The organism is Streptomyces sp. MBT53 (assembly GCF_016654115.1).
GTDB lineage: Bacteria > Actinomycetota > Actinomycetes > Streptomycetales > Streptomycetaceae > Streptomyces.
This window is the reverse complement of sequence record NZ_JAEQAZ010000241.1, coordinates 1-11,289: the sequence shown is the minus strand read 5'-3', so window position 1 is coordinate 11,289 and position 11,289 is coordinate 1. Positions and strand designations below refer to the sequence as shown.

Sequence of the window (11,289 nt, the reverse complement as noted above, 5' to 3'; positions counted from 1 at the left end):
GTACCAAGGCCGGGACCGAGTCCCGGGTCCCGGCCCCGCCTCCGGGGCACGGTCCGGGCCCGGGACTCGGTCCCGGCCTTGGTACTGGTCCCGGTCCGGGTCTTGGCCTAGGCCTCGGTCCTGCTCCCGGTCCTCGTCCGGGCGCTGGCCCTGGCCCGGTCCGTTCCTGATCCCGGTCCCGCTTCGGATCCCGGCTCCAGCCCGGCTCCAGCCCAGCCCCACCCCCGGCCCGCGGCGCGGGTCTCGGTCCCGGCCTTGGCTCGGATCCCGGCTCCGGTCCCGGCCCTGACCCGGTCTCCGGGGCCGGTCGGGGCCGCGCTTCGGCCCCCGGTCCCGGTTGCCGGTCGGGAGTGGTGACCGCATAGTCGATCTGGAGCCGGGTGACGATCTCGATCACCGTCGGTGAGCCGTGTCCGAGGCCGTCCCGAGGCCACTGAACTCGCGGCGGCCTCCACGAAGGCCCGCAGAGGCCAACAGGTGGTGCACCGTCATGACGGAGCGTCAGGAAGTACTGGAAGCCGAAGCCGCCGTGGAGCCCGAGGACTTCCGGGCCGCGATGGCCCGCTTCCCCTCGGGCGTGGTGGTGGTCACCACTCGGTGCGGGGACGGCACACCCCGCGGATTCACCGCCAGCTCCTTCTGTTCGGTCTCGCTGGAGCCGCCGATGGTGCTGGTGTGCCTGGCGAACTCGGCGGACTCGGCGCCGTCGTTCGAGTGCTGCGACCGTTTCGCCGTGAGCGTGCTGGCCCCGGCGCACCGCCCGCTCGCCCTGCGCTTCGCCACGAAGGGCACCGACAAGTTCGCGTCCGAGGGCCTGTGTCTCTCCCCGGGCGGGCTGCCGACGGTCGAGCGGGCGCTGTCCGAACTGGACTGTGCCGCACACGCACGACACCCGGCCGGGGACCATACGGTCCTGATCGGCCGGGTGACGGGTGTTCGACTGGGGGAGGGGTCCCCGATGGTGTATTACGACCGCGGGTTCAGGACGCTGGCCTGAGCCTCGGCGGTTCGGAGCTCCGGTCGGGGGCTCAGCGGGCCTTGCCGCCGCCCTTCGGGAGCTTCATGCCCTTCGGCATCGGGCCCTTCGGCAACGGCATGTTGCTCATCAGGTCGCCCATCGCGCGCAGGCGGTCGTTGGTGGCGGTCACCTGCGGGCCCGTCAGGACGCGCGGGAGCTTCAGCATCGTCGTACGGACCTTCTTGAGGGGGATCTGGCCCTCGGCGGTGCCGACCATCACATCGTGCACCGGGACGTCCGCGACGATGCGGTTCATCTTCTTCTTCTCGGCCGCCAGCAGGGACTTCACCCGGTTCGGGTTGCCCTCGGCGACCAGCACGATGCCGGCCTTGCCGACCGCGCGGTGCACCACGTCCTGGCTGCGGTTCATCGCCACCGCCGGAGTCGTCGTCCAGCCCCGGCCGATGTTGTCCAGTACCGCCGCGGCAGCGCCCGGCTGGCCCTCCATCTGCCCGAAGGCGGCGCGCTCGGCGCGTCGTCCGAAGACGATCGCCGTCGCGAGGAAGGCGAGCAGCAGTCCGAGAATGCCCAGATAGATGGGGTGACCGAGCAAGAAGCCGATCGCGAGGAAGACACCGAAGGTGACAATTCCGACAGCCGCGAGTACAAGACCGATCGTCTTGTCGGCCTTGCGCGTCATCTTGTACGTCAGGACGATCTGCTTGAGTCGCCCGGGGTTCGCAGCGTTGTCCGCTGTCGTGTCCTTCCTCGCCATGCCACGAGTCTACGTGGCTCCCGGAGCGCCGACGACGGCGGTGTCCGGGGCGAGGGGGTTCAGGAGTGGGAGGTGAGGGACTGTTCCAGGACGAGCTGTGCCTCGACGCGGTCCTTGGCGCGGCGGCGGTCCTCCAGGACGGAGGTCCACGCGTTGCGGCGGGCGGTGCGCTGGCCGCCGCTCATCAGCAGCGACTCGACGGCGCGCAGGGCGTCGGTGACGGACGGGATGGCGGTGGCGCGGACGGGTGCGGCCTGCATGGTGGAGGTCCCCCCTCGGAACGGCTCTGGGTATGGGGCTACGTGCTGTAAGTCGAGTGTCACTGTTTGGTGTTACCAGGGCGTGACCGACCGGTCAAACGCCAATGAAGCCTTGATGCGGAAGGGCGAAACGCTGACGCGGCCCTGATGAACGCCCTCAACTGGGAGGACGGTCAGGGCCGCGTCGGCGTCGGGTGCTACTGGCGGGTAGCTGCTTGTGCGCGAATTCACACGGCGCTGGGCGGGTGTGGTCTCAGACCGCCTGCGAGGCCACGTACGCGCCACGCTTCTCGATGGCCATCTGGTAGAGGCGCCCCGCACGGTACGAAGAGCGCACCAGCGGGCCGGACATGACACCGGAGAAGCCGATCTGCTCGGCCTCCTCCTTGAGTTCGACGAACTCGTGCGGCTTCACCCAGCGCTCCACGGGGTGGTGACGCACCGAAGGCCGCAGATACTGCGTGATCGTGACCAACTCGCAGCCCGCCTCGTGCAGTTGGCGCAGCGCCTCGCTGACCTCCTCGCGGGTCTCGCCCATGCCGAGGATCAGGTTCGACTTCGTGACCAGACCGTAGTCGCGGGCCTCGGTGATGACCTTGAGGGAGCGGTCGTAGCGGAAGCCGGGGCGGATGCGCTTGAAGATGCGCGGGACCGTCTCGACGTTGTGCGCGAAGACCTCGGGGCGGGACGAGAAGACCTCGGCCAGCTGCTCGGGCACCGCGTTGAAGTCGGGGGCGAGCAGTTCGACCTTCGTACGGCCGCCCTCGCGGGACTCCGTCTGCTGGTGGATCTGACGGACCGTCTCGGCGTACAGCCAGGCGCCGCCGTCCTCCAGGTCGTCGCGGGCGACGCCGGTGATCGTGGCGTAGTTCAGGTCCATCGTGACCACGGACTCGCCCACGCGGCGCGGCTCGTCGCGGTCGAGGGCCTCGGGCTTGCCGGTGTCGATCTGGCAGAAGTCGCAGCGCCGGGTGCACTGGTCGCCGCCGATGAGGAAGGTCGCCTCGCGGTCCTCCCAGCACTCGTAGATGTTCGGGCAGCCGGCTTCCTGGCAGACCGTGTGCAGGCCCTCGCTCTTCACGAGCGCCTGCATCTTCGTGTACTCGGGACCCATTTTCGCCCGGGTCTTGATCCACTCGGGCTTGCGCTCGATGGGGGTCTGGGCGTTCCGGACCTCCAGGCGCAGCATCTTGCGTCCGTCGGGTGCGACTGCGGACACATCGGCTCCCTGTAGCTTCGATTCTTCGGCGTACACCAGGGTACGCCCGTGATTTCAGGCCCCCGCCCTGAGGCCAACCGCAGAGCGGAAAGTCACATTCCCGGGTCAGGCGGTCGCCTTCTCGATCTCCCTGGGCTTCAGGTCCGCGTGCTCCAGTACATCCTTCAGGTGACGCTCGACCACCGGCAGGACCTCGCCGATCGTGACGTCCCGGCCCAGCTCGGCCGCGAGCGAGGCGACGCCCGCGTCGCGGATGCCGCACGGGATGATGCGGTCGAACCAGCGGTTGTCCGGGTTCACGTTCAGCGCGAAGCCGTGCATCGTGACGCCCTTGGCCACGCGGATGCCGATCGCGGCGATCTTGCGGTCCTCGCGGCGCTGGCCGGCGTTCGAGGGCGCGTACTCCGGGCCGTTCATCCGCGGGTCGAACTCCTCGTCCTGGAGACGCGGGTCGAAGTCGAGGGACAGCCCGCCGATCGACGGCCGCCGCTCCACCGGATCGCCCAGCACCCACACCCCGCTGCGCCCCTCGACCCGGCTGGTCTCCACGCCGAACTCCGCGCACACCCGGATCAGCGCCTCCTCCAGGCGTCGTACGTGCGCGACGACGTCCACCGGGCGGGGCAGCTTCTGGATCGGGTAGCCGACGAGCTGGCCCGGGCCGTGCCAGGTGATCTTGCCGCCGCGGTCGACGTCGACGACCGGGGTGCCGTCGAGCGGGCGCTCGTTGTCCTGCGTGCGGCGGCCCGCCGTATAGACCGGCGGGTGTTCGAGGAGCAGCACGGTGTCGGGGACCGCGTCCTCGAAGCGGGCCGCGTGCACCCGGCGCTGCTCGTCCCACGCCTCCTGGTATTCGACGGCGTCCGCGCCGAACCCCATCCGGACGAACCGCAACTCACCCACGGCAAGCGCCTCCCTCACAGCACCCACGAGTCGTAAGGCACGAAACATGCCTACGCCACTGTACGACCGACCGCTGACACCCCACCGGGCGGCCGGGACCGTCAGCCCTACGACCAATCCTCACACGATCGGATGAATGCACGTCGGAATGTGCGACGAGCCGCTTACGCTCCGCTACATTCGCGCCGTTCACGAGGCCAAAAGGGCTGCTCACAGGCAATCCGGGCAGCAGGGGTCGCATCGGCCTCTGTGAGGCCCGAAAGGCAGGAGACCGCACCGCAGATGACGGAACGACCCGCGCAGCGCACTCCCAACCGTCAGCTCGCCGCGCTCATCGCAGAAGCGGGGTTCTCCAACGCAGGTCTCGCCCGTCGCGTGGACCAGCTCGGTCTTGAGCACGGACTCGACCTGAGATACGACAAGACGTCCGTCACCCGATGGCTGCGCGGCCAGCAGCCCAGAGGCACCACCCCCGCCCTCATCGCCGAGGTCTTCACCCGCCGGCTCGGGCGCCGGCTCACCGCGCAGGATCTCGGCCTCGACGCCTGCGCGCCGGTGTACGCCGGGCTCGAATTCGCCGCGACCCCCGAGGAGGCCGTCGACATCGTCAGCGGGCTGTGGCGCAAGGACTCCGGCAGCCACGCCGAGCTGCGGAAGATCGCCTTCACCCCGGCCGGACTCGTCGTGCCCAGCCGGGACTGGCTGATCGGCCGCGCCGACGACCGGGTCGGCCGCGCCGAACCCGCGGGCCGCGTGCCCCCGCAGGGCCGCCCCGCCGTACCCCGCCAGCGCGGGGCGGCCGAACGCGGCCCCGGCCAGAAGGTCACCGGCGGCGACATCTCCGCCCTCCGCTCGGTCGGCGAACTCTTCCGCACCCTCGACAACGCCTACGGCGGCGGCCACGCCCGCCAGGCCCTCGTGCGCTACCTGGAGCACGAGACCGAGCCGATGCTGCGCGGCACCTACGGCGAACAGACCGGCCGCCGCCTGTTCGCCGCGGCGGCCGACCTCACTCGCCTCGCCGGCTGGACCTCGTACGACATCGCCGCGCACGGGCTCGCGCAGCGGTACTTCGTGCAGGCGCTGCGGCTCTCGCAGGCGGCGGGGGACCGGGCCTACGGCTCGTACGTCCTCATGACCATGAGCCGGCAGGCCGTCTATCTCGGGCACGGGCGCGAGGCCGTGCAGTTGGCGCGCGTGGCGCAGCAGGGGGTCGGGACCAGTGCGCCGCCCGTCGTGCAGGCGCTGCTGCACTCCGTGGAGGCGCGGGCGCACGGGGTGCTCGGGGAGGTGCGGGCGTGCACCTCCGCGCTCGTCCGGGCCGAGCGCGCCCTCGAAACGGCCCGCGCCGGGGACGAAGTCCCTTACTGGGCACGGTTCTTCGACGAGGCACAGCTCGCCGACGAGTTCGGGCACGCGCACCGGGACCTTCAGCAGTTCCGGGCCGCGGCGCAGCACGCGGAGCGCTCGCTGCAGTTGCGGGCGCCCGCGTTCGCCCGCAGCCGGCTGTTCTGCCGGGTCGTGCTCGCCTCCGCGCGGCTCGGGCTGGGGGAGTTGGACCAGGCGTGTGTGCTGGGGGCGGAGGCGGCGGGGCAGGCGGCGGAGATGCGGTCGGTGCGGGCGATCGAGTATGTGCGGGACTTCGAGCGGCGGCTCGAGCCGTACAAGGACGCCGCGCCGGTGCGGGGGTATCGCGACAAGGTCGCCGCGTTCGGGTGAGACGTGGGGTGCGGTTCGGGGGACTGCGCGGGTCTGTTGTGGCTGGTCGCGCAGTTCCCCGCGCCCCTAAAGGACCTTCAGGCGGCCTGAGTTGTGGGGATCGGGTCCGCCCTGTGCATCGAGCCCGCCGCGCCCAAGTCCGTCAGTAGCGCCTTCGCCGCTCGATGGCCCGAGTGGAGCGCACCCTGCACCGTGCTCGTGTCCCTGTGGTCGCCGCACACGTACAGGCCGGCCAACAGCCGTACGGGGCGCCGTAGATCGTGTGGTGGGCGCATCGCCGGGACGGCCGCGGCGGTGTGGTGGACGGCGAGGGTCTCCCAGCGGGCGGTCGAGGCGCCGTAGAGGCGCGAGAGATGCCTGCGTACGGCGGTCTCGACGTCCGGCGGGGGTGGGCCCAGGACCGTCGAGGAGACGAGGGCGCGGCCGGCGGGCGCGCGGCTCGGGTCCACCTCGCTGACGATCGCGGTGTGCGCGACCGGGCCGCCGCGGTCGGAGTCCACGAGCAGGGCGGCTCCGGTCGTGGGCGGATCGTCGGTCGTGTGGTGCACGACGGTCACCTGGTGGAAGTCGGGTACCCGCAGGCCGGGCAGGAGTTCGGCCGCCGCGCGCGCGTCCGTCGCGACGAGCACGGCCCGGCAGCGGATCTCGCCGTGCTCGGCGGTGGTCACCGACGTCGTCGACACGGCGGTGACGCGTACGCCGGTGTGCACGGTGCCCGGCGGCAGCGCGGCGGCCAGCACCTCGGGCAGCATCTCCGCACCGCCCTCCGGCAGGCACAGCCGCCCGCCCGCGAAGGCGCGCAGCGCGAGGTCGGCGCACCGGCTGGAGGTGGTCAGCTCAGGGTCGCACAGCAGCGCGGCGAGCAGCGGGCGCAGAAACCCGTCGATGGTCCGCGCGGGCACTCCGCGCGCCGCGAGCGCCTGGCCGGCGGGCAACTCGGGCCGCGACAGGAGCCGTTCGACCGGCGTCGCCGCGAGGCGCGTGAGCGCGGCCCCGAGCCGGGCCTGGTCGACGGGACCGCCGAGCGGTGCCCCGGTCCGCGGCCTGGGCACGGCGCCGACCCTCCGGGCGTCCACGGGACGGTCCTTGAGCGCGGGGCCGCCCCAGGAGGAGTCCGTACGGTCCCTGAGTGTCGTCCCGCGTCCGGGAGTGCCTGTCCCGCCCCGCACCGACCCCGTCCGTACCCGCGGTACCGCCCCCGCCCTGGGGGCGCTCGCCAGGGCGCGTACTGCGTGGAGTGCGCCCCATGCGCTCCCTCCGGGCGCCGGGGTGCCCGCGCGGTGGTGGCGGCCGTCGCTGTGGAGGAGGACGCCCGGGGCGAAGGGGCGCAGTACCAGGGCGTCGAGGCCCGGGGTGAGGCGTAGTTCGGGGTATGAGGTGGACAGGAGCTGTCCGATCCGGTCGAGCCGGAAACCGTCGACCTTCTCGGTCGACATACGGCCGCCGACGTAAGGGGCGGCCTCCAGGACTGCGGTCGTTACTCCTGCGCTGATCAGCCGATGCGCCGCGGCGAGTCCGGCGACCCCGGCTCCCACGACGACGACGTCCGCCTGGTACGCGTGCTCAAGCACGTGCCCCTCCTCAGGGTTGCGCGGCCGGTGGAAGCGTCATGCCCCCAACAGCCTCCAGGGATACCCGAGTTCGGGTCGAGGTTAGGGCCGTGATCGGTCAAGGGAAGTCGCGCATACGCAGGGCACGGTCGCACGGCGGTCGCATACGGTCGCCGTGCGTCACCATGCGCCGTCGGCCGGGTCCCGGACGGTCACAGTGCCGCCCGGATCGCCCCCTCGATGTCCGGGAACGCGAAGGTGAACCCCGACTCCAACAGCCGTTTCGGCAGCACCCGTTGACTCCCCAGTACATCCCCCGACATCTCGCCGAGCACCAGCTTCAGCGCGGGCGCCGGCACCGTGAAGAGGGACGGGCGGCGCATGACGCGGCCCATCGCCGCAGCGATCTCACGGTTCGGCAGCGGGTTCGGGGCGGTCAGGTTGAACGGCCCCGACAGGCCCTCGGTGTCGATGAGATGCCGGATCGCCGCGACCTCGTCGTGCAGCGCGACGAACGACCAGTACTGCCGCCCGTCGCCGAACCGCCCACCGACACCCGCCTTGAAGAGCGGGAACAGCTTGGCCCACGCCCCGCCGTCCTTCGCCACGACCAGACCGGTCCGCGCGAACACCGTCCGCACGCCCGCCTCCTGCACGGGCGCCGTCGCCTCCTCCCACTCCACGCAGAGGGAGGGCAGGAAGCCGTCCCCGGGAGGCGCGTCCTCGTCCACCGCGCGGTCGCCCGTCTCGCCGTAGAAGCCGATCGCGCTGCCGTTCACCCACACCCGCGGCGGCCGGTCCAGCGCGGCCACGGCCTCCGCGAGCGCCGCCGTGCCGAGCACCCGGCTGTCGCGGACCGTCTTCTTGTAGCCGTCCGTCCAGCGGTGGTCGCCCACGCCGGCACCGGCCAGGTTGACCACGGCGTCGCAGCCGTCGAGTGCCGCCGCGTCGACGTACTCACCCTCGGGGTCCCAGCACACCTCGTCGGCGCCCCGGGCGGCCCGCCGCACCAGGCGCACCACCTCGTGACCGTCCGCGGTCAGGGACCGCACCAGTGCGCTGCCGATCAGACCGGAGGCGCCGGTCACCGCGATTCGCGAGCGTTCCATGGCGTCCATCCTGCCTCGTTGATCCATAAAAACCCCATGAGGACGGCATCGCCCCCGCCGTACTCTGGCTCGTATGTCCGAGCCGAACATACGCACCGCTCTGCCCGACGACGACGAGGAACTCGGCGCCCTGGACCGCGCGACCTGGTCGTACCTGCACGCGGTCATGCCGCGCCCGCAGCCGCCGTACGGCCCCTTCTTCGACGAGCGGCACGCGCCCGAGGACCATCTGGTCGCCGAACTCGACCGGCGGATCGTCGGCTACGTCCGGCTGGCCTTCGCCACCCCGCTCGCCTGCAACGCGCACGTCCGGCAGATCCAGGGGCTCGCCGTCGCCGAGGAGGCACGCGGGCACGGGGTCGGCCGGGCGCTGATCCGGGCCGCCGTCGCGGAGGCCCGGCGGCGCGGCGCCCGACGGCTCACACTGCGCGTGCTCGGCCACAACACCCCGGCGCGGAAGCTCTACGCGGCCGAGGGGTTCGAGGTCGAGGGCGTGCTGCCGGAGGAGTTCCTGCTGGATGGGGAGTATGTCGATGATGTGCTGATGGGTCGTGCTCTGTGACCTGGGGGTCTATGACGTGACCAGGTCGCCCGTGTCCACCTCCGCCGTCGCGGTCGCCGCCCGCTGCGCGTCCCCTGAGACCTCGTCGGCCGTCAGCACGTACCCCGTCTCGTCGTCCGAGGTGGAGCGGGCGAAGACCACGCCGTAGACCTTGCCGCCGGTCGTCAGGAGCGGGCCGCCGGAGTTGCCGGGACGGACCGTGGAGCGGATCGAGTAGATCTCGCGGGTGACGGTCCCGTCGTTGTAGATGTTCTGCCCGGTCGCGTTCACCCGGTTGGCGACGGTCGCGGCCTGGAGGTTCAGGTCACCGTCCTGCGGATAGCCCGCGACCACGGCCGAGTCGCCGCGCGAGGCGCTGTCGTCGAAGCGCAGGACAGGGGCCTTCAGCCCGGGCACGTACAGCACGGCGACGTCCTTGTTCGGGTCGAAGAGGACGACTCGTGCCTCGTACGACCGGCCGACCCCGCCGATGCGGACGGTCGGGTCGTCGATGCCCGCCACCACGTGCGCGTTGGTCATCACGTGCTGCGGCGCGTACACGAAGCCGCTGCCCTCGCGGCCCTGGGTGCCCGAGGAGCCCTCGATCTTGACCGTGCTCCGCTTGGACGCGTTCGTCGCGGCGGCCGTGACGCTGTCGCCGGTCGGCTTGGCGACCTCGGCCGTCGACTCGTTCTCGAACGGGTTGAAGACCTGCGGGAAACCCGCCTCGGTGAGCGCGGAGGTGGCCCGCGAGAACCACGCGGGTGTCGTGTCCGGCATCAGCTTCTGCACACTGCCCAGCAGCGTCGAGTCCCGGATCGCCGTCGTGACCAGCGCGGACGAGGAGGCGCCCAGCACGCTCGCCGCCACCCACGCCACGATCATCACCGCCACCGAGTTCGCCGCCGCCCCGCCGATCCCGTCGGCCACCCGCAGCGGCCCCCGGTCCAGCTCCTTGCGCAGCTTCAGCGCCAGCCGCCCCGCCAGTTCGTGCCCCACCACCGCCGGGACCAGCACGGTCAGCACGGCGGTCACCGTCGCCGCCGTCGTCCCCGGTGTCACCAGGTCCATCACCCACGGCAGCACCCACACGCCGACGACCGCACCGCCCACGAACCCGGCGAGCGACACACATCCGGCGACGAGGCCGCGCCGGTACCCGGACGCCGCGTAGGCGAGGATCACCAGCAACAACAGCAGGTCGAGCAGGTCCACGGAGCCGCCTTTCTCTCGGAACCCTTAGTACGCGAGGAACGGGCCCACTGATCAGTCACGCGCGCGTGATCCACGGGAAGCCACCACGCGTGCGTGTACCCCCAGAAACGTGCCGGACCAGGACGATGGTTCCACCGGGTGGCACAGCACACATCGCGGGCGGGGCGTTTCCGGCCGAGAGTGTGATCATGCGTGTTCTGAGAAGAACGCCGGGTGCGCGAAGACGCCGGCGACGGGTGCGGATACCCCGCGTGACCCGCGTACCCCGTCCCGCGCTCGTGCTGCTGGCCTGCCTCCCCGGTCTCGCCGCCGTCCTCGTGCTGGCGCTGTGCGCCAACGGCATCGGCCGCCGTGCCACGGCCGCCGTGCACGCCCCGGTCGCGGCCCGTCCCGCCGCGCTCCGGCACACCGCGCCCCAGCCGCGCATCGTGCCCCGCTCCGCCTGGCTCGACGCGCTCTCGCGGCACGCGCAGCCGCCGCCGCGCTACGACGACAAGGTCGTCGCCGTCTTCGTCCACCACACGGATTCGCCGAACGGGTACGACTGCGCCGACGCGCCCCGCATCATCCGGTACCTGTACGCCGGGCAGACCGGTGTCCGGGACTGGGACGACATCGGCTACAACTTCCTCGTCGACCGGTGCGGCACGATCTACGAGGGGCGGGCGGGCGGTGTCGAGCGGGCGGTCACCGGGGCGCACACGCAGGGGTTCAACCACCGTACGGCGGGGATCGCGGCGATCGGGACGTTCACCTCCGGGACGGTGGTGCCGAAGGCCATGACCGATGCGATCGCTGCGCTGGCGGCGTGGAAGTTGGGGCTCGCGGATGTGGATCCGCGGGGTAGGGCTCGGCTGGTGTCGAGCAACAGTCTGAGTCGGTACCGGTCTGGTACGACCGCGGTCCTTCCCGCTCTCGCGGGGCACAAGGACGGGTACATGACCAGTTGTCCGGGGGCGGCGTTGTTGGCGCGGCTTTCGGGGGTTCGGGAGGTGGCGGCGCGGTTGCAGGGGCGGTGATCTCGCCCCCGCCGCCCCTAC

Annotated in this window: 11 protein-coding genes; 4 read left to right on the top strand and 7 right to left on the bottom strand. The window is 71.8% G+C overall.

Features of this window, described 5'->3' with window-relative positions; translation table 11 throughout:
* Positions 1–490: 490 nt before the first annotated feature.
* Positions 491–997 (top strand): flavin reductase family protein, encoded by a 507-nt coding sequence (locus tag JHN45_RS45695; RefSeq protein WP_200715354.1) that lies wholly within the window; start codon positions 491–493, stop codon positions 995–997.
* A 31-nt stretch (positions 998–1,028) separates the two neighbouring features.
* On the opposite strand, the gene JHN45_RS45690 is transcribed toward JHN45_RS45695, so the two are convergent.
* From JHN45_RS45690 to lipB, 4 genes are all read right to left on the bottom strand, one after another.
* Positions 1,029–1,733, bottom strand: a complete 705-nt coding sequence (locus JHN45_RS45690; RefSeq protein ID WP_200715355.1) for a DUF4191 domain-containing protein — start codon at positions 1,731–1,733, stop codon at positions 1,029–1,031.
* Positions 1,734–1,792: 59 nt separating this feature from the next.
* Positions 1,793–1,993, bottom strand: a complete 201-nt coding sequence (locus JHN45_RS45685) for a hypothetical protein (RefSeq protein WP_019075886.1) — start codon at positions 1,991–1,993, stop codon at positions 1,793–1,795.
* 253 nt (positions 1,994–2,246) lie between these two features.
* Positions 2,247–3,212 (bottom strand): lipoyl synthase, encoded by a 966-nt coding sequence (lipA, locus tag JHN45_RS45680; protein ID WP_019075885.1) that lies wholly within the window; start codon positions 3,210–3,212, stop codon positions 2,247–2,249.
* 105 nt (positions 3,213–3,317) lie between these two features.
* Entirely contained in the window at positions 3,318–4,115 is a 798-nt protein-coding gene (lipB, locus tag JHN45_RS45675) for a lipoyl(octanoyl) transferase LipB (RefSeq protein WP_201055320.1), read from the bottom strand.
* A gap of 282 nt (positions 4,116–4,397) precedes the next feature.
* On the opposite strand from lipB, the gene JHN45_RS45670 reads away from it, so the two are divergent.
* Positions 4,398–5,834: a regulator gene (locus JHN45_RS45670; protein ID WP_201055319.1), complete on the top strand. Its 1,437-nt coding sequence runs from the start codon at positions 4,398–4,400 to the stop codon at positions 5,832–5,834.
* A gap of 77 nt (positions 5,835–5,911) precedes the next feature.
* Here the strand turns inward: JHN45_RS45670 and JHN45_RS45665 are convergent, their stop codons facing one another.
* A complete protein-coding gene (locus JHN45_RS45665) occupies positions 5,912–7,405 on the bottom strand; it encodes an NAD(P)/FAD-dependent oxidoreductase (protein ID WP_201055317.1) in 1,494 nt (497 codons plus the stop codon).
* 191 nt (positions 7,406–7,596) lie between these two features.
* Complete coding sequence (locus JHN45_RS45660; RefSeq protein WP_200717277.1) at positions 7,597–8,493, bottom strand: TIGR01777 family oxidoreductase; 897 nt, start codon at positions 8,491–8,493, stop codon at positions 7,597–7,599.
* A gap of 73 nt (positions 8,494–8,566) precedes the next feature.
* Here JHN45_RS45660 and JHN45_RS45655 point away from each other — a divergent pair, with 73 nt between their 5' ends.
* Positions 8,567–9,055 (top strand): GNAT family N-acetyltransferase, encoded by a 489-nt coding sequence (locus JHN45_RS45655; RefSeq protein ID WP_201055315.1) that lies wholly within the window; start codon positions 8,567–8,569, stop codon positions 9,053–9,055.
* A 9-nt stretch (positions 9,056–9,064) separates the two neighbouring features.
* On the opposite strand, the gene JHN45_RS45650 is transcribed toward JHN45_RS45655, so the two are convergent.
* Positions 9,065–10,249 carry a MarP family serine protease gene (locus tag JHN45_RS45650; protein ID WP_200717279.1) on the bottom strand — a complete coding sequence of 395 codons (1,185 nt, stop codon included), beginning with the start codon at positions 10,247–10,249 and terminating at the stop codon, positions 9,065–9,067.
* Between the two features lie 188 nt (positions 10,250–10,437).
* Between JHN45_RS45650 and JHN45_RS45645 the strand changes: the two genes are divergently transcribed.
* Entirely contained in the window at positions 10,438–11,268 is an 831-nt protein-coding gene (locus JHN45_RS45645) for a peptidoglycan recognition protein (protein WP_236584818.1), read from the top strand.
* Positions 11,269–11,289: the final 21 nt, after the last annotated feature.